Raw genomic sequence first — 17,856 nt, 5'->3', positions numbered from 1 at the left:
CCCGCCGCGTTCTGCCCTGCTCCACCGGTCCTCCTCGTGCCCGTCCCGTTCCCGCTCGCGTCGTCCCGCTCGGACGGGGCCACCCGTGCACGATAGGCGCAAGGACCCCCAGGTTCATACGTCGATCACTTCGGGTAAGGTAAGCCTTGCCTGTCAATGCTCGTGATTCGGTGGTCCCGCATGACCGTTCCCACGGTGCCCGTCGGCACCACCGCTCCGGCCTCCCCGGTGACGTCCGCCTACGCGCGCCTCGCCGAGGTCTTCCCCGGCATGCGCACCGACGTGCTCGACACGGCGGCTCCCCTGCCCTCGGGCTCCGGCTGGGTGCGCGCGGACGAGCTCGCCTCGGGCGGCGCCGCGGTCGACACCTTCCTGGAGTGGGACGAGGCGCAGATCCAGCGCGACTACCAGCAGCGGGCCCGCCCGGACGTGGTGGCCGGCTTCGGGCTCCACCGGTACGCCTGGCCCGCCTGCCTGCTGGTGACCCTGCCCTGGTTCCTGCACCGGCGGGTGCCGCGGGTCCAGGTCGAGGACGTGGCGTTCCAGCGGGCACTGGGCCACTTCGCGGTCCGCGTACGCGGCTTCTCCTGCCTTCCCGACGACCCGGCCGCCTCGCACCCCGACGCGCACGTGGTGCCGGACGAGGCGGCGCTCCGGGCCGAGGTACTGGCCTCCGTGGCCGCGCACATGGGCCCGGTCCTGGAGGGCTTCGGACCCCGCATGCGGCGCGGGATGCGGGCGCTGTGGGGCATGGCCACGGACGAGATCGTCGAGGGCCTCTGGTACATCGCCCACCTGCTGGGCGAGGAGACCCGGGCGATGACCGAACTGGAGCGCCTGCTCCCCGGCGCCACCAAGCCGTACGTCGGAGCGGCCGGCTTCCGCGAGCTGACCGGCCCCAACGGCGAGTCGCTGCCCACCCGCGACCGCGCCAGCTGCTGCCTCTTCTACACGCTGCGCCCCGAGGACACCTGCGTGACCTGCCCGCGCACCTGCGACAGCGACCGGGTGAAGAGGCTCGCCACGGCCCCCTGATCGACACCACCCGCACGAGGGACTCCCTCTCGAATACAACTCTTCGACCTCGTGCGGCAGTTCGACAGAAATGCGGTCACCTGTACGCCCAAGTCCCCCCGAAGGCGTGCTCTTGCCCCGAATCCGCTTGAGGCGGGCGGAAGTTCCGTCACGATGGCGTCCGAAACGACCTACGTGATCCGAGGAACCGCGCATGAGACTGACCGACATGTCGCTCGACTGGCTGCTTCCGGGCGCCGTGCTGCTCGTGGGAGTCATGGCGGCGGTGACGGTGGTCGCACGCGGCAAGCGTGCCGCCGGCAAAGCCTCGGCCGACGACACCTGGGAGCGCAGCGAGGACCGCCGCCGGCGCAAGGAGGCGCTCTACGCCACCGCCTCCTACATCCTGCTGTTCTGCTGCGCGGCGGTCGCCGCCGCGCTCTCCTTCCACGGACTCGTCGGCTTCGGCCAGCAGAACCTCGGCCTCGGCGGAGGCTGGGAGTACCTCGTCCCCTTCGGCCTCGACGGTGCGGCCATGTTCTGTTCCGTACTGGCCGTACGGGAGGCGAGCCACGGAGACGCGGCGCTCGGGTCCCGGCTGCTGGTGTGGACGTTCGCCGGTGCGGCGGCCTGGTTCAACTGGGTCCACGCACCGCGCGGTTTCGGCCACGCGGGTGCCCCGCAGTTCTTCGCGGGGATGTCGCTCTCGGCGGCGGTGCTCTTCGACCGGGCGCTGAAGCAGACCCGCAGGGCCGCACTGCGCGAACAGGGCCTGGTTCCGCGGCCGTTGCCGCAGATCCGGATCGTCCGCTGGCTGCGCGCGCCCCGGGAGACCTTCGACGCCTGGTCGTTGATGCTCCTCGAAGGGGTGCGCACCCTGGACGAGGCGGTCGACGAGGTGCGCGAGGACCGTCGCGAGCAGGAACAGGACCGCATCCGCAGGCGGGACCAGGTCAAGCTCGACCGGGCGCGCATCAAGGCGCTCAACCGGCAGAACCGGGCCTGGAGCAGGGGCCGGGGCGGCCGCCAGGTGGACGCGCCCGCCCTGCCTCCTTCGCCGGCCTCGGACCGGCCCGCCGTGGAACCCGCCACGACCGAACCGGGACAGCTGCCGCTGCGGCCGAGGCCGCCCCTGCAGGCCGTCGCCGGTTCGCAGCGGACTACGGGTGAGGCCACCCCGAAAGGCGGCGCGCCGGGATCCGCGGGCGAGCCGCTGACCGTCGATCTCACCGCCGAGGACGACACCCAGGCACTGCCGCGACTCGACTCACTGGAGCGCAAACTCAAGGATCTTGAGCAGCAGTTCGGCTGAGCGATCGGGTAACTCCCCTGCACAGGTGGGCCGGGCCGGAAGCTGAACGTCCCTGAGCCGAACCCCTGCGCGGTCGGCCGGGCCGGTTCCGTCCGGCCCGGCCCACCGCGCGTCGCGGGACGGCCTTCAACCGGCCACCTCGAACCAGACGATCTTGCCCAGCGACTGCGCTTCCACCCCCCAGGTGTCCGCGAGGCTCCGCACCAGAATCAAGCCCCTGCCGTGCGTACCGTCGTCGGCGTTCGGTACGTACGACTGGGGCATTCCGGACGCGAAGTCACGCACCTCCACCCTGACTCTCGCCCCCTCGACCGTGGCCGTGACGGCCGCGCCGTTGCGGGTGTGGATCAGTGCGTTGGTCAGCAGTTCGCTCAACAGCAGTTCCGCGGTCTCCACGGACTCGGTGCCGATCCGGGGACGGAGGAAGTCCCGGAGATCACGCCGGACCTTCCCGACCTCGGAGCTGTCCGTGTGCCCGAGACGGCGGTACAGGGAATCGCCCTGCCCCTCTCCCCCTCCGGGGGACCGCCCACCGCGTCCGCGGTGCCCGGCCTTGTCGTGACGTTCCATCATGTCCCCCGCCCGCACGCCGATTCAGCCTCCTTCTGCCTCGATCCCTCGAACGTCCTCACGGAATGCATGCCCCGTCACCGTGCGATCACGCGTTGTCGCGCACGGCGGTGCCGACGGGCGGCGCCATTGGTTAACTTCCAGAAAACTTCGCTGAGTTGCCGTTGACGCAGAGGGATCTACGCGCGTCATCATAGGGCCCATGAGAATCCCCCCACGGGTCATCACCCTCGGCGGCACCGCCGCCCTCCTGTCCGCGCTCGTCGTCGGCGCCCCGGCGTCGGCCGCCGCCGCGGACCGCTCCCCCACACCCGCCGCGGTGTACGCCTCCTCCCCGGCGTACACCGCCTCCTCCCTCCACACCCTGTTCTCCGCGGCTTCGGTCGGCAGCATCTGCTATTCCGACCTCCCGTCCCAGGCCCACGACACGCTCGACCTGATCGACGCAGGGGGCCCGTTCCCCTACTCGCAGGACGGCGTGGTGTTCCAGAACCGCGAGGGCGTCCTGCCCAGTCATGCCTCCGGCTACTACCACGAGTACACGGTCGTCACGCCGGGCTCCTCCACCAGGGGCGCACGACGGATCGTCACCGGATCGGCAGTGGAGGACTACTACACCGCCGACCACTACGTGACCTTCGACCTGGTCGACCACGGCTGCTGACCGTCACCGTCACCACGACACCCGGTTCCGGTCCGCGCCGCCGCCCCCCACCGGCGACGCGGACCCCCGGGTTCGCCGTCCTCAGGGCCGGGGCACGTTGCGCAGGTTGGAGCGGGCCATCTGGAGCATCCGGCCCACCCCTCCGTCCAGCACGATCTTGCCGGCGGAGAGCGCGAAGCCGGTGACCATGTCGGCGCTGATCTTCGGCGGAATGGACAGGGCGTTGGGGTCGGTGACGACGTCCACGAGTGCCGGGCCCTTGTGCTTGAAGGCGTCCCGCAGGGCGCTCTCCAACTGCTTCGGTTTCTCCACCCGGACGCCGTAGGCGCCGGCCGCGCGGGCCACCGCGGCGAAGTCCGGGTTCTTGTTGGTCGTACCGAACGAGGGCAGCCCGGATACCAGCATCTCCAACTCCACCATGCCGAGCGCGGAGTTGTTGAACAGGACGACCTTGACCGGCAGGTTGTACTGGACGAGGGTGAGGAAGTCGCCCATCAGCATGGAGAATCCGCCGTCGCCGGACATCGAGACGACCTGGCGGTTGCGATCGGTGAACTGGGCGCCGATCGCCTGGGGCAGGGCGTTGGCCATCGAGCCGTGGCTGAACGAACCGATGACCCTCCGCTTGCCGTTGGGCGTCAGATAGCGGGCGGCCCAGACGTTGCACATCCCGGTGTCGACGGTGAACACCGCGTCCTCGTCCGCGATGTCGTCAAGGACCGAGGCCACGTACTCCGGGTGGATCGGTACGTGCTTCTCGACCTTGCGGGTGTACGCCTTGACCACGCCTTCCAGCGCGTCCGCGTGCTTCTTCAGCATCCGGTCGAGGAACTTGCGGTCACTCTTCGGCTTCACCCTCGGCGTGAGACAGCGCAACGTCTCACGCGCGTCCCCCCAGATCGCGAGATCGAGCTTGGAGCGCCGCCCCAGCCGCTCCGGCCGCACGTCGACCTGGACGATCTTCACGTCGGTCGGCAGGAAGGCGTTGTACGGGAAGTCGGTGCCGAGCAGGATCAGCAGGTCACACTCGTTGGTCGCCTCGTAAGCGGCGCCGTAGCCGAGCAGTCCACTCATGCCCACGTCGTACGGATTGTCGTACTGGATCCATTCCTTGCCGCGCAACGCGTGGCCGACCGGCGACTTCACCTTCTCGGCGAACGCCATCACCTCGGCGTGCGCGCCCGCCGTACCGCTGCCGCAGAAGAGCGTCACCCGCTTGGCCTCGTCGACCATCCGACAGAGCTTCTCGATCTCCTCGTCGCCCGGACGCACGGTGGGCCGCGAGGTGACCAGGGCGTGCTCGATCGATTTCTCCGGTGCCGGCTGGGAGGCGATGTCACCGGGCATGGAGACGACGCTGACGCCGCCCCGGCCGATGGCATGCTGGATCGCCGTCTGGAGAAGGCGCGGCATCTGCTGCGGGTTGGAGATCATCTCGTTGTAGTGGCTGCACTCCTGGAAGAGCAGCTCCGGATGGGTCTCCTGGAAGAAGCCGAGTCCGATCTCGCCGGAGGGGATGTGCGAGGCGAGGGCGAGCACGGGCGCCATGGACCGGTGGGCGTCGTACAGTCCGTTGATCAGGTGGAGGTTGCCGGGGCCGCAGGAGCCGGCGCAGGCCGCGAGGTCGCCGGTGATCTGTGCCTCGGCACCGGCCGCGAACGCGGCGGTCTCCTCGTGCCGGACCTGGATCCACTCGATTCCCGAGTTCCGCCGCACGGCGTCGACGACCGGGTTCAGGCTGTCGCCGACGACCCCGTACAGCCGCTTCACTCCCGCCCGTACGAGAATGTCGACGAACTGCTCCGACACGTTCTGCTTGGCCATGGGAATGCGCCCTCTCTGCCCGTGCTCCGTGCACGCTCGGCTGTCCGGACTCCGGAACACGAAACTTCCGAACCCCCGGCAATCGCAGCCGGACGGTCTCCGCAGTCCATCAACCCATGGCGCGCGCGGTTACGCCTCCCAGACCGCGGCGGCCGTCCGGTCGTCCGCGTACCCCTCGACGCGGATCTGGAGGTCCGCGAGGAACTCGGCGAGGCCGGGAGTGCCTTCGGGCCCCCAGCGCGCGGCGAGCTCCCCGGCGAGGGCCGGCTCGGCGCGCATCGGTTCGGCGAGGCCGGGGGAACAGAGCAGCAGCGTGTCGCCCGAACGGGCCACGGAGGCGCGGAACCTGAAGGGTTCCGAAGGCGGTGGCACCGGATCCTCGATGTACGGCCCCGGGGGCGTCACGATCTGGAGGTCCAGGGTGAGACGGTCCTCGGGTACGCCGATGTCGCGCGGTGGGGAGCCGTAGCCGACGACCGCCTCACCGGTGGCCGCCCCGCCCTCGGGGAGAGCCGGTTCGAGGTCCTGCCAGACACCGTCGCGGAGCCGGAAGAGGCCACCGGCGCCGACGCCGAAGAAGACCCGGGTACGGCACCGCGGGTCGGCGGAGAGCAGCAGGCAGCGCAGTCCGACCGAGTGCTCCCGCGGGTCCAGCCCCAGTTCGGCCGCCCGGGACCTGAGCTTGCCGTACGTGCGGTCGGTGAGCCGGTGCAGTCCGGACTTCAGGTCGCCCCGGCGTCCGGCCCGGATGTCCTCGGAGAGGCGGGCGTGGCTGCGGCCGACCGCGCCGCCGATCCAGCGGCAGGCGTCCGCCGCCGCGAGGTGCGCCCCCTCGGCGCCCCGGGTACCCCGGGCGACGGCGATCAGTACGAGGCCGCCCTCGCCGCCGCCGAACCGGGCGGTGAGCAGCGCGTCGCCCCGGGGCTCGCCGCGGAACCGGGCCGCGTCGCCGCGCACGGAGACGGTGCGGAGCGTGTAGGTGCCGTACCGGGCGCCGTCGAGGACGGTGTCGGGGACGAGTCCGTCGAGGTTGAGCGGGGTGGTGGCCGGCAGGGTGGCGGGCTCGGCCTCGAAGGCCGGCGGGTGCTCCCCGAGGTGTCCGGGCGCGGCCGGCCGGCGCCCGGTGACCGGGAGCGGCCCGTCCTGCGGCGCGGGGCCCCTGGCATGCCTGCCACCGGCCGTCTCGCTCCGGCTCTCCGCCGCGGCCGGCTCCGGCTCCGGCTCCGGCTCCGGCGGAGGTACGGGCACGGCGAAGGTGCGGGGTCGCGGTGGCCCGGCGGGCGTCTCCCAGGGGGCCGAGAACCGGACGCTTCCGGGCGGCGCGGCGGGGCGCGGACCGGCAGCGGGGCTCGGCGGCACGGCGGGGCGCGGCGGGACGGGGCTCGGACCTGTGGGAATCGGACCGTCAGCAGAGCCCGGCGGCTCGGTGCGGGGGGCCGACGGGCGTTGCGGCGCGGGCGACACCGCGGCCGACCAGGCGTCCGTGATCACGGACGCCTGGTGGTCCTGGTCCGCGAGGAGGGCCTCCTCGTCGTCGGCCCCGACCGGGAGCGCGACGGTCCTGAGGCCGGTCCGCGGGTCCGCCTCCGCGTCGAGGCCGTCGTCGGCGTACGGGTCGGCCGGGTCGTACGGGTCGGCGGGGTCGTACGGACCGGGGTCCGCATCGGCGTACTGGTCGTACGGACCGGGCTCCGCATCGGCGTACCGGTCGGGGTCGGCGTACGGGCCGGCCGGGTCGTCACCGTACGCCCCCACGTCCGACGGGGCGTCCGACGGGGCGTCCGACGGGGCGTCCGACGGGCCCGGTGGCGTCGGCGAACCCACCGCGTCCGCCGCGGAGTCGAAGCGGTCGTCCAGGCTGTCCCGCACGGAGGCGGGTCCGGTGTCCGGCGCGGCGCCGTCGTAGAGCTTGCGCCACCACTCGTCCTCGTGGGCGGTGGAGTTCTCCCCCTGCTGACTCATGCCCTCATTGTCCACCGCGAACGGCGGACCAAACCGGGTCGCCGCGAAAAAACGTGCCCCGGCCTGGGTCCGCCGGGCTGCCCCACCCCCCACGGGAAGGGCGCCCGGCGGACCGGCCCCGGCGACCCGGGCGACGGTCCGGCGCGTGTCGGCCCGTGACGCGTAACAGCCCTCGGGTGATGCCACCTTGGCAGGGGGGCCACCTGTACGGGGATGATGGGCGCGGCGGGTTTGCGCCGTGGCCGTTTCCCGCCACGGCGGGTCGGCCGGTGCAGGTGATGGGTGATTCGCAACGCCCGGGGAGGGTCCGAGAAGAATGCTGAGTGCCATAGGTCTCGACGAACGACAGGAAGCCGCCTACCGTGCGCTGGTTGCCCTGGGAGCGGCCGAACTCCCTCATCTTGCGCACCGTTTGGGCCTTCCGGAGGCGGAGACCGAGCGGACCCTGCGCCGTCTGGAGCAGCAGGGGCTCGCGGCGCAGTCGTCCGCCCGGTCCGACCGGTGGGTGGCGGCGCCGCCGGGCGTCGCGCTGGGCGCCCTGCTGATCCAGCAGCGGCACGAGCTGGACCAGGCGGAGCTGGCGTCCGCGCTGCTGGCGGCCGAGTACCGGGCCGAGGCGAGCGAACCGACCGTGCACGACCTGGTGGAGGTGGTGACCGGAGCGAGCGCGGTCTCCCAGCGCTTCCACCAGTTGCAGCTCGGCGCGGTCTTCGAGGTCTGCGCGCTGGTGACCGGGAAACCGATCGCGGTGAGCGGCGTGGACAACGAGTCCGAGGAACGGGCCGCCTCGCGCGGGGTGGCGTTCCGCGTGATCGTCGAGCGCGAGATGCTGTCGCTCCCGCAGGGCATCACGGAGATCGCGACCGCGCTGAGCCGGGACGAGCATTGCCGGGTGGTGGAGCGGGTGCCGACCAAGCTGGTGATCGCGGACCGGGCCCTGGCAATGGTGCCGTTGACCGGCCGGAATGCCGAGCCCTCGGCCCTGGTCGTCCACGCGAGCGGGCTGCTGGAGTCGTTGATGGGTCTGTTCGAGGCCGTCTGGCGCGAGGCGGTGCCGCTCCGGCTGGGCGAGCGGGGGGCCCTGAAAGAGGGCGAGAGCGGTCCCGACTCCACCGATCTGGAGATCCTGTCCCTGCTGCTCGCAGGGCTGACGGACGCGAGCGTCGCCAAGCAGTTGGAGCTGGGGCTGCGGACGGTGCAGCGCCGGGTGAAGGGGCTGATGGAGCTCACGGGGGTGTCGACCCGGCTCCAGCTCGGCTGGCACGCGTACGAGCGCGGCTGGGTGGCCCGTATCCACCCCCGGTCCTGATCCCCCGCCCCGGTACCCGCTCCCGATCCCCCGCCCCGGGTCCCCGGTCCTGGTCCCCGGCTCCCGTACCGGTACCGGCTCCGCCCCCGCTCCGAGAGCTGCCGCGCGGATCGGACACGCCCCGTCCGACCTGCGCTGACGCGCGGGAAAGCGGGGGCTCCGGCAGGCTGGGCGAATGAGTGTGTGGCAGCTCGTCGCCGTGGGTCTGGTGGTGCTGCTCGGGCTGGTCGGGGTCCTGGTCCCCGGCGTACCGGGCCAGGCGATCGTCTGGGCGGCCGTGCTGTGGTGGGCGCTGACCGACGTGTCGCCGCTCGCCTGGGGGGTGCTGATCGGGTCGACGGCGGTCCTGCTGCTGAACCAGGCGCTGAAGCCGCTTCTGCCGCCTCGCCGGCCGAAGGAGTCGGGGGCGCCGCGCAGGACCTTGCTCGTCGGCGGTCTGGCCGCGATCGGGGGGTTCTTCGTGCTGCCGGTGGTAGGTGGGGCCCTCGGCTACGTCGGAGGCGTCTACGGCGTCGAACGGCTGCGGCTGGGGTCCCGGAGCGCCGGGTGGACCTCGGTCAGGTCGGTGATGCGGGCGACCGGGTACGCGGTGCTGGTGGAGCTGTACGCGTGCCTGCTGGTGGCGGGGGCGTGGCTGGGCGCGGTGGTCCTGGGCTGAACCCGCCCCCGGACCGCCCGCGCCCGCGCGCCGGTTCACTCGCGGCGCCAGCCCTCCGCCTCCACCGTGTCGGTGTCCCCGGCAGCGAGCCTGCCGAACAGCCGGAGCACGTCCTCGGTGGTGGCCTTCTCGATCACGCCGGGGACGAGCGAGTCGTCTTCCACGTTCTCCCAGAGCAGCAGCCCTCCCGCGTAGGCGGTCAGCGACCAGCCGGACTCGTGGGTGAGCGAGATGTCCGGGTTCTCGCGGTCCGTCTCGCCGAGGGAGGCCACGGCCTCCCGTACGGCGTCGGCGTCGGGCTCTTCGACCGGCGTGCCCGTGATGTCGTACATGAAATAGGTCATGCCACTCATTAAAGGCTGTCGGGGCTGCCTCGGGTTCATCGCGTCCGCCGGGCCGGGGCCCCGGCCCGGCGGACGCGAGGGATGATCCCCGTGATCCTTACCGGATCCGTCCCCGCTTGGCCTCCATGGCGGACCGTCCCTCCGCTCCCCTGCGCTTCCACTCGCGCAGGATCTCGGTACGGACACGGGCGTCGGTCTTGGCCACGATCCGCTGGTTCTCACGCAGGAGCTTGCGGTAGCTGTCGAGCCGCCGGACGGAGAGAGACCCGTCCTCGATGGCGGCGGCCACCGCGCAGCCGGGCTCGGAGACGTGGGCGCAGTCGTGGAAGCGGCAGTTCTCGGCCAGTTCCTCGATCTCCGAGAAGACCTGACCGACGCCCGCCTCCGCGTCCCAGAGCCCGACCCCGCGCAGCCCGGGGGTGTCGATGAGCACGCCGCCGTTCGGCAGGACCAGCAGGTTCCGGGTCGTGGTGGTGTGGCGGCCCTTCCCGTCGACGTCACGGGTGGCCATCACCTCCATCACGTCCTCGCCGAGCAGGGTGTTGGCGAGGGTCGACTTGCCCGCGCCGGAGATGCCGATGAGCACGCTCGTACCGCTGGAGACGAGGGCGGTGAACACGTCGACGCCCTCGCCGGTGTGCGAGCTGACGGTGAGGACCTGTGCCCCGGGGGCGACGGCAGCGACGTCCTCGGTGAGGTGCGCGAGCGTCGCCCCGTCCGGCACCAGGTCCGACTTGGTCAGGACGACCACGATCTCGGGCTGCCCGCCTGCGTCCGCCGCGCCGCCCAGCAGGGCGTCGCCGCCGGAGCTGGAGTGGGCGAGCGCGAGGAAGCGTTCGAGCCGCCCGAGGTCGAGATCGACCGCGAGGGAGACGCAGATGACGATGTGGTCGATGTTGGTCGCGAGCACCTGCCCCTCGGAACGCTGCGAGGAGGTCGACCGTACGAAGGCCGTGCGCCGCGGCAGCAGCGTACGGACGAACCGCGGGTCGCCGTCGGGATCGACGGCGACCCAGTCACCGGTGCAGACGATCCGCATCGGGTCGCGGGGCACGACGAAGGCGGTGTCCGCCCGCAGGGTGCCGGAGGGAGTGATGACGTCGCACTGGCCCCGGTCCACCCGCACCACGCGACCGGGCAGGAGTCCCTGCGCGGCGTACGGAGCGAAGGCGGCGGCCCAGTCGTCGTCCCAGCCGTAGGGCGTGAGGGGATGCGACGAGGCCTGAAGGTTGGAGAGAGCGGCGAAAGACGAGAAAGACAAGGGGAAACCCTTCACAGGGTGGCCCCGGCAGCGCGCGTCGCGCGGAGAGAGGTGTAGGTCAGCCGGTGGCCACAGGGGGGAGAACAGAGCTCGTCCGATTACGGGCAGCGCCCGTCGCAGTGACAGTCATCAATGTCCTCACCTCCTGGTCCCTCGCCGGTGGCCGTCCGCCGACCCGGCGTCCCGTGCCGTGCCGCACAGGAACGGTGTCACCTTAACCAGTCGCCCCCGGAGCCCGTCAACGGATTTACCGGAGCCCCCGTACACCGCCGGCCGCGGTCTTGGGCGGTTCCGCGGCCACGCGCCCGAGTTACCCGCAGATCTCCCTCGTTCAGGTGATAAGCGTGCACAACACCCGGTCCGCCACGGTTAGGGTGCCGAGCATGACCTCACCCCAGACGTCCACCCACCCCTACTCGCCTGCCCAGTTGGGCACCCAGATCGTGATCGGATGGAGCGGCCGGCATCCCGAGGGCGGGCCCGATGTCGCCTTCCTTCTGACCTACTCCCTCGGGGACGGACAGGACGGCCCGGTGGCCGGCCAGGCCGCGATGCGGACCGCTCTCGAACGCGCCGGCCTTCAGGTCGGCGGCGCGGTCGTCGACACGGCCGAGAAGTCGGGCGTCCAGGTCAAACTCCTCGTCCAGTCCGGCCAGGCCGTCCTGACGCTTCCTCACTTCACCGCGCAGTACCCGGCGCCCGTCGAATGGCTGGCCGCCGCCAGGGACCGGGGCCAGGTGTACGGCATGTTCGCGACCCGGCCGTGGCCGGAGGCGGTACCCGGCCGGCCGGTGTCCGAGGACCAGTTGCGCGCGTACGCCGCGAACCCCGACATCGTCGCGACCTCGGCCCACTGCATGATGCCGGTACGCGCGCTCGGCTGACCCGTCCCGGCTCTCCGCACATACGACGATGTCCACCATCCCCCGTGGGGTGGTGGACATCGTCATGAGCGGTGCCTCACCCGCGGGTCCGGGCGGCGACGGGGAGATCCCCGCCGGCCGCCCGGCCGCGCGCGGGTCAGTTGTTGCCGGCGCCGTTGCCCGAGAGGACCGGGATGTCGTCCAGGACGTGCGACAGCGGCTCGTCGCCCTTCGCCTGCGTGGAGTTGTCCGCGCACTGCTGGTTCTGCGGGTTGGCCAGAACGTTGACGTCCTGGACCGTGATCGGGATGAGCCCGATCAGCGAGCCCACGTTGGCCTTGACCGGAACACCGAGGCACAGGTCGTTCAGCGTGCCCTGGATGAGCTGGTTCTGGGGGCTGAAGGCGCCGTTGGTCTCGCTGTTGCCGACCTCCGACTCGGCACCGTTCCCGTTGACCGTCGTGGTGCCACCGTCGTTGCCGATCGCCAGGGCCATGGGGGCCGCAGCGACGGACAGGCCGATCAGAGACACAGCCATTGCCGCGCCGGTCATCATCTTCTTCATCACGCTTCACCTTTCGGAGCGTTCCGTTGTGGAACGTATTGATCAACCCTCTGCGGAAGATTCGGTTGCGCAGCACCACTCAAATGGGTTCGATCTGGCGTGAAATAGACGCCAATGGCTTACCTTCCGGGCGTTTTATGATGATTTCGCGCCGCCGGTACACGGTGGCCCGTGACTGCGCCCGCGGTCTCCGCCGGGCCGGGAGTCCGGTTCGCCGCCTGCCATTCGGCGAACAGCCGGTCGAAGATGGGGGTGTCGCTCTCCGCGGGCCGCTGCCCGTGCGGCGGATTCTGACTGTCGTACTGGTCCATGGAGGAGCCTTACCCGCCCCCGGCCGTCGAGGCAGCCCACACTGCGGCATCCGGCCCAACAGCCCTGCCTGCGCGGGACGGTCGCGGGCGGCGGCCCCGGAGCCGGACACGACGAAGGGCCTGTTCCGTCGCACGGCCGAAGGATCGGTCGTACGACGGAACAGGCCCCCACGCGTGGTCCAGCGCCGGACAACGGACAGCCTCCGGGTGCGGGACGCGCGCCCTCAGGGCGTCACGCCCGCACCCGTGGGCGTCAGCTGTTGCCGGTGCCGTTGCCCGAGAGGATCGGCAGACCGTCCAGGATGTGCGACAGCGCCTCGTCGCCCTTCGCCTGGGTGGAGTTCTCGGTGCACTGCTGGTTCTGCGGCGAGGACAGCACGTTGATGTCCTGGACCGTGATCGGGACCAGACCGATGAGCGAACCGAGGTTGGCCTTGGCCGGCAGGGCGATGCACGGCTTGTTCAGCGACCCCTGGATGAGGGCGAACTGCGGGCTCCAGTCACCGTGGGTGGCGGAGTTGCCGTAGGACTGCACGGCGCCGTTGCCGTTGACGGACGTGGTGCCACCGTCGTTTCCGATGGCCATCGCGGAGGGCGCGAAGGCGGCGGAGACGCCGACGACGGAGGCCGCGACGGCGGCGGAGGCCATAATCTTCTTGAACATGGAAATGCCCTTCGTGAAATGTCTTCGTGCCCGCCTGTCCGGAGCGACCTGATCAACTCTCGGATGCGGGATTGGTTGCGCCGGTTCACTCAAATGGTTATTCGGCACCGGGAGTCGGGGGACGGATCGGACCGGTTCCCCCTGCGTTTCCGGCCGTCGAGCCGACCGGGGAAGGGGGGCGAATCTCGCCGGACCTCGTGATCGGCCGTCAGCCTCCGAGCGAAAGGCCGCCCAGGAGCGGCGTGGCACCCTTGGCCGCGCTCTTCGCCTCACCGGCGAGCTTCCCTACGGTGCCGTCCTTCTTCATCGTCTCCGTCGCACCCTCGACCGTGCCGCCGAGCGCGTCGACGACCTGCGGGGTGTTGTCCATGACCTGGTTGAGGCCGGAGTCGAGACTGAAGACGGGGGCCGTGGAGGTTTCCGCGGCGGCTTCCGCGACGGCGAACGCGGGGGCGGCCGTTCCGAGGGCGACCACCGAACCGGCAAGAAACGCGGCGGTCTTCGCGTACTTCACTTTCAGCTTCCCTTCTGGAGCGACAGCCGTATCGGCCGCTCAGGGCGACCGCACACAAGCCTTCCGTGGCTGTGACTCCTGCCGCTCGCACCAGAACAACGAATGCGGGACGACACCGGAAACTGCGCGGGGGAGGAATTTTCCGGATCTTCCCCGGCCCCCGGGAACACCCACGGTTCGTCGGGACGTCCACCGGAAACGGCGAAGGCCCCGGGTCACCGAAGCGATCCGGGGCCGACCGTGGATGAGCTCCGCTCACCCGGGCCTTTTTCAGGCGTTGACGCAGGTGTTGCCGAAGGCCGGGTTCAGCAGGCCGATCACGTTGATCGTGTTGCCGCAGAGGTTGATCGGAATGTGGACCGGGACCTGGATGACGTTCCCGGAGAGAACGCCGGGGGAACCGGCGGCGACGCCCTCGGCACCGGCGTCGGCCATGGCGGGGGCAGCGGCACCCAGCGCCATCAGGGTTCCGGCGGCGACGGCGGCAACCTTGGTGTACTTCATTTTCATCCCTTTCTCGCGGCGGAGTCCGAGGCGGTCACGTATTTCGTGCCGCACGAGCGTTCTGACGATCGCCCGCAACTCCGACGCTTTCCTTCATAACGAGGAGTGGGCGGAATCGAAACTCCCTCAGGGAGATTTTCCGGAAATCCACCCGCATGGTGTGATGATCCGACGGCCGCCGGTGTCGCGACAGGCACACGAACACGGTCAGGCCGTCGCGCGCACTGCCACGGAACGGCAGCGGACGGGCCCGGGCCGCACGGGGAGGAAGGCCGTCGGCCCGGGCCCTCCGGCGTGCGTCGATCAGTTGTTGCCGGCGCCGTTGCCGGAGAGGATCGGGATGTCGTCCAGGATGTGCGACAGCGCCTCGTCGCCCTTCGCCTGGGTGGAGTTCTCGGTGCACTGCTGGTTCTGCGGCGAGGACAGCACGTTGACGTCCTGGACCGAGATCGGGATGGCTCCGATGAGCGAACCGAGGTTGGCCTTGAGCGGCAGGCCGACACAGGGCTTGTTCAGCGACCCCTGGACCAGACCGAACTGCGGGCTCCAGTCACCGTTCGTCTCGGCGTTGCCGTAGGACTGCCGGGCACCGTTGCCGTTGACCGAGGTCGTGCCGCCGTCGTTGCCGATGGCCATGGCCTGCGTGGCCCCGAGACCGAGGATGGATGCGGCGACAGCACCCGTCGCCAGAACCTTCTTGATCACGATTAACCCTTCTCGTACTCGTTGCCCCGTAGAGGGGAGCGGCCTGATCAACTCGCCGCCCACTGTTTGGTTCTCCGCGTTCACCCGATTGCTCGACAGGCCCCTGCACCACCTGGGGAAACGCCCGGATCACTGCCCGTCCGAGTGGGCACCCGACCGCACGTACGAGCACGCGGAGCCACGACAGGACCCTCGGCAAGCGGGCATCGCGACACCCCCCGTCCGCCCGTACGCCGCGGCGGCCGCGCCCCGCTCCGGGCCTCCTGCCGCACCTTCCCCGGTCCACGCGCATCGGGCACGCTCCGTCATTCGTCATTCGTCATTCGTTCAGGCCCGGAAATGCGTGACGGCGGACGGCGGGCGGACCCCTCCCCCACAGGGGGCCGCGGAAGGACCGACCCTCCTCCGACAGGCCGCCGCACAGGAGCATCCGGGGCAACCTCGTTTCGTACACTGCGTCATTCCCAGCATTCCCATGCAATCCGATCGAGTGATTGAGAACTTTCTGAGAAATTCCGAGTTTCCATCACGGGCTCGCTTCGTTATGGCTGTTATCCAGCGCGCACGTGGGACGTCTGCCCGCCAAGGTCGTCCGGCCCCGGTCGCAGAGTGACGCCCGTCCAGCATTCCTCGGGCGAGTCCAGTCATACGGAAGTTTCCAAGGAAGAGCAGGAAATGCGACAGGTTCTGAAGAAAAGCACGTTGCTCATCGCCGCCGCCTCGGGGCTCCTCTCCGTTGCCGGTGGGCAGGCGTACGCGGACGCCGACGCCACCGGTGCGGCAGTCGCCTCCCCGGGTGTGGCCTCCGGAAACGTGGCCCAGGTCCCGGTCCACGTCCCGGTCAATCTGTGCGGCAACACGGTGAACGTCATCGCGCTGCTCAACCCGGCGTTCGGCAACACCTGCGCCAACGCGAGCACCCCCGCCACGCCGCCGGTCCAGCCTCCGGTGGTCGAGCCTCCGGTGGACGTCCCCCCGATCGACGAACCCCCGGTCGACGAACCGCCGGTCGACGTCCCCCCGATCGATGTGCCGCCGATCGACATCCCGCCCATCGACGTCCCGCCGATCGACATCCCGCCGATCGACGTCCCGCCCATCGACGTCCCGCCGATCGATGTGCCGCCCGTCGACGTCCCGCCGGTCGATGTGCCGCCGGTCGATGTGCCGCCGGTCGATGTGCCGCCGATCGAGATCCCGCCCGCCGAGCTCCCGCCGTCGGACACGCCCGTGGCGCCGGCTCCGCCGGAGCTGGCCGAGACCGGTGCGGCCGAGACCGGCCTGGCCGCGGGCACGAGCGCCGCGATGCTGCTCGGCGGGGTGCTGCTGATGCGCCGCGCCCGGGACGCGCGCAACTGACGTACGACGCCGAGTCAGGCCCGGCCGGGGAGCAGACGCTTCCCGGCCGGGCCTTCCGTCGTTCCGGCGTGGATCAGACCTCCACCCGCTCGAAGATCGCGGCGAGCCCCTGGCCGCCGCCGATGCACATGGTCTCCAGGCCGTAGCGCGCGCCGCTGCGATGCATCTCCCGGCTGAGGGTGGCGAGCAGGCGGGCGCCGGTGGCGCCGACGGGGTGGCCGAGGGAGATCCCGGAGCCGTTGACGTTGATCCGCTGCTCGTGGTCCTTCTCGCCGAGGCCCAACTCGCGGGTGCAGGCGAGGACCTGGGCGGCGAACGCCTCGTTGATCTCGATCAGGTCGAGGTCGGCGAGCGTGAGCCCTGCGCGCTCCAGCGCCGTCCGGGTGGCGGGGACCGGGCCGATTCCCATGGTCTGGACGGGAACACCGGCACGTGCGAAGGAGACCAGCCGCACCAGCGGGGTCAGGCCCAGGCGTTCGGCGCCGGCGGCGCTGGTGACCAGGCAGGCGGCGGCCGCGTCGTTCTGGCCGCTGGCGTTGCCCGCGGTGACCGTCGCCCCGGGGTCGGACTTCCCCATAACCGGTCGCAGTGCGGCCAGTTGCTCGGCCGTGGTGTCGGGTCGGGGGTGCTCGTCGGCGGTGACGGTGTGCTCGCCCTTTCGGGTCCGGACGGTGACGGGGACGGTCTCCGCGTCGTAGCGGCCCTCCGCTGCGGCCCGGGCGGCACGCTGCTGGGAGCGCAGGGCGAGCGCGTCCTGGTCCTCGCGGCTGATTCCGTACGTCCGGCGCAGGTTCTCCGCCGTCTCGATCATGCCGCCCTGGACGGGGTGGTGGAGACCGCCGGCGGTGGCCCGGCCGCGTGCGAGGGAGTCGTGGAGCTGGAGGCCGGGGCCCTTGATGCCCCAACGGCCGTCGTGCGTGTAGTAGGGGGCGGCGCTCATGACGTCGACTCCGCCCGCGATCACGACCTCGCTGAAGCCGGAGCGGATCTGCATCGCCGCGTCGAGGACGGCCTGGAGGCCCGAACCGCAGCGCCGGTCGATCTGCGTGCCCGTGACGGTGACGGGCAGCCCCGCGTCGAGCGCGGCGACCCGGCCGACGGCGGGTGCCTCGGAGGTCGGGTAGGAGTGGCCGAGGATGACTTCGTCGATCCGCTCCGGGTCGATGCCGGTACGCGCGACGAGTTCGGAGATGACGCGCGCGGCGAGCGCGGCGGGGGTCGACTGTGCGAAGGAGCCGCCGAACCGGCCGATCGGGGTGCGCAGCGGTTCGCAGACGACGATGTCGAGCGGGTCGGTCACGGTGGATGCCTCTCTCTGCGGGTACGGCTCACGGCTCTCGCGGGGACCGCCGGGCCGTGTGGGCGGTGGCTGCCGGGTGCCGTAGGGTCCGGCCGCGCTCGGCGCGGTCCCCGGGGTACGGGTACGGCCGCGCGATCCGTGCCCTCATGACCC

The 17,856-nt window shown here is 71.1% G+C and carries 18 protein-coding genes; 7 read left to right on the top strand and 11 right to left on the bottom strand.

The window, feature by feature from the left end; genetic code table 11:
• Window positions 1–180 precede the first annotated feature (180 nt).
• Window positions 181–1,035 carry a (2Fe-2S)-binding protein gene (locus OHA55_RS27155; protein WP_266710283.1) on the top strand — a complete coding sequence of 285 codons (855 nt, stop codon included), beginning with the start codon at window positions 181–183 and terminating at the stop codon, window positions 1,033–1,035.
• A 193-nt stretch (window positions 1,036–1,228) separates the two neighbouring features.
• On the top strand, window positions 1,229–2,326 hold the full coding sequence (locus OHA55_RS27150; RefSeq protein ID WP_266710282.1) for a DUF2637 domain-containing protein: 1,098 nt from the start codon (window positions 1,229–1,231) through the stop codon (window positions 2,324–2,326).
• A gap of 126 nt (window positions 2,327–2,452) precedes the next feature.
• On the opposite strand, the gene OHA55_RS27145 is transcribed toward OHA55_RS27150, so the two are convergent.
• Complete coding sequence (locus OHA55_RS27145; RefSeq protein ID WP_323180492.1) at window positions 2,453–2,818, bottom strand: ATP-binding protein; 366 nt, start codon at window positions 2,816–2,818, stop codon at window positions 2,453–2,455.
• Window positions 2,819–3,098: 280 nt separating this feature from the next.
• Between OHA55_RS27145 and OHA55_RS27140 the strand changes: the two genes are divergently transcribed.
• The gene (locus OHA55_RS27140; protein ID WP_266710280.1) at window positions 3,099–3,560 is read left to right on the top strand and encodes a ribonuclease domain-containing protein; all 462 of its coding nucleotides are present in this window, start codon (window positions 3,099–3,101) and stop codon (window positions 3,558–3,560) included.
• An 81-nt stretch (window positions 3,561–3,641) separates the two neighbouring features.
• Here the strand turns inward: OHA55_RS27140 and OHA55_RS27135 are convergent, their stop codons facing one another.
• Entirely contained in the window at window positions 3,642–5,384 is a 1,743-nt protein-coding gene (locus OHA55_RS27135) for a pyruvate dehydrogenase (RefSeq protein WP_266710279.1), read from the bottom strand.
• Between the two features lie 129 nt (window positions 5,385–5,513).
• A complete protein-coding gene (locus tag OHA55_RS27130) occupies window positions 5,514–7,346 on the bottom strand; it encodes a protein phosphatase 2C domain-containing protein (protein WP_266710278.1) in 1,833 nt (610 codons plus the stop codon).
• 316 nt (window positions 7,347–7,662) lie between these two features.
• On the opposite strand from OHA55_RS27130, the gene OHA55_RS27125 reads away from it, so the two are divergent.
• Window positions 7,663–8,655 (top strand): helix-turn-helix domain-containing protein, encoded by a 993-nt coding sequence (locus tag OHA55_RS27125; protein WP_266710277.1) that lies wholly within the window; start codon window positions 7,663–7,665, stop codon window positions 8,653–8,655.
• Between the two features lie 175 nt (window positions 8,656–8,830).
• Complete coding sequence (locus OHA55_RS27120; RefSeq protein WP_266710276.1) at window positions 8,831–9,313, top strand: DUF456 domain-containing protein; 483 nt, start codon at window positions 8,831–8,833, stop codon at window positions 9,311–9,313.
• A 35-nt stretch (window positions 9,314–9,348) separates the two neighbouring features.
• Here OHA55_RS27120 and OHA55_RS27115 read toward each other — a convergent pair whose 3' ends face one another.
• Window positions 9,349–9,657 carry a hypothetical protein gene (locus OHA55_RS27115; protein WP_266710275.1) on the bottom strand — a complete coding sequence of 103 codons (309 nt, stop codon included), beginning with the start codon at window positions 9,655–9,657 and terminating at the stop codon, window positions 9,349–9,351.
• Between the two features lie 97 nt (window positions 9,658–9,754).
• The gene (gene rsgA / locus OHA55_RS27110) at window positions 9,755–10,918 is read right to left on the bottom strand and encodes a ribosome small subunit-dependent GTPase A (protein ID WP_266710274.1); all 1,164 of its coding nucleotides are present in this window, start codon (window positions 10,916–10,918) and stop codon (window positions 9,755–9,757) included.
• 383 nt (window positions 10,919–11,301) lie between these two features.
• Here rsgA and OHA55_RS27105 point away from each other — a divergent pair, with 383 nt between their 5' ends.
• Window positions 11,302–11,802, top strand: a complete 501-nt coding sequence (locus OHA55_RS27105) for a DUF5949 family protein (protein WP_266710273.1) — start codon at window positions 11,302–11,304, stop codon at window positions 11,800–11,802.
• Window positions 11,803–11,938: 136 nt separating this feature from the next.
• Here OHA55_RS27105 and OHA55_RS27100 read toward each other — a convergent pair whose 3' ends face one another.
• The 5 genes from OHA55_RS27100 to OHA55_RS27080 form a co-directional block, all read right to left on the bottom strand.
• Window positions 11,939–12,346, bottom strand: coding sequence for a rodlin (locus OHA55_RS27100; RefSeq protein ID WP_323180461.1), 408 nt, complete (start codon window positions 12,344–12,346; stop codon window positions 11,939–11,941).
• A 564-nt stretch (window positions 12,347–12,910) separates the two neighbouring features.
• On the bottom strand, window positions 12,911–13,321 hold the full coding sequence (locus OHA55_RS27095) for a rodlin (protein ID WP_266710271.1): 411 nt from the start codon (window positions 13,319–13,321) through the stop codon (window positions 12,911–12,913).
• A gap of 208 nt (window positions 13,322–13,529) precedes the next feature.
• Window positions 13,530–13,835 (bottom strand): hypothetical protein, encoded by a 306-nt coding sequence (locus tag OHA55_RS27090; RefSeq protein WP_266710270.1) that lies wholly within the window; start codon window positions 13,833–13,835, stop codon window positions 13,530–13,532.
• Window positions 13,836–14,105: 270 nt separating this feature from the next.
• Window positions 14,106–14,297, bottom strand: coding sequence for a chaplin (locus OHA55_RS27085; protein WP_266711186.1), 192 nt, complete (start codon window positions 14,295–14,297; stop codon window positions 14,106–14,108).
• Between the two features lie 345 nt (window positions 14,298–14,642).
• Window positions 14,643–15,044, bottom strand: a complete 402-nt coding sequence (locus OHA55_RS27080) for a rodlin (protein ID WP_266710269.1) — start codon at window positions 15,042–15,044, stop codon at window positions 14,643–14,645.
• A 675-nt stretch (window positions 15,045–15,719) separates the two neighbouring features.
• On the opposite strand from OHA55_RS27080, the gene OHA55_RS36540 reads away from it, so the two are divergent.
• Window positions 15,720–16,403, top strand: a complete 684-nt coding sequence (locus OHA55_RS36540) for a chaplin (protein WP_323180460.1) — start codon at window positions 15,720–15,722, stop codon at window positions 16,401–16,403.
• 73 nt (window positions 16,404–16,476) lie between these two features.
• Here OHA55_RS36540 and OHA55_RS27070 read toward each other — a convergent pair whose 3' ends face one another.
• Window positions 16,477–17,703 (bottom strand): acetyl-CoA C-acetyltransferase, encoded by a 1,227-nt coding sequence (locus tag OHA55_RS27070; RefSeq protein WP_266710268.1) that lies wholly within the window; start codon window positions 17,701–17,703, stop codon window positions 16,477–16,479.
• Between the last annotated feature and the right edge of the window lie 153 nt (window positions 17,704–17,856).

The sequence above is a fragment of the Streptomyces sp. NBC_00102 genome, from assembly GCF_026343115.1.
GTDB lineage: Bacteria > Actinomycetota > Actinomycetes > Streptomycetales > Streptomycetaceae > Streptomyces.
Note: the sequence above shows the minus strand (reverse complement) of the source record. Positions and strands in the feature narration are given on the sequence as shown.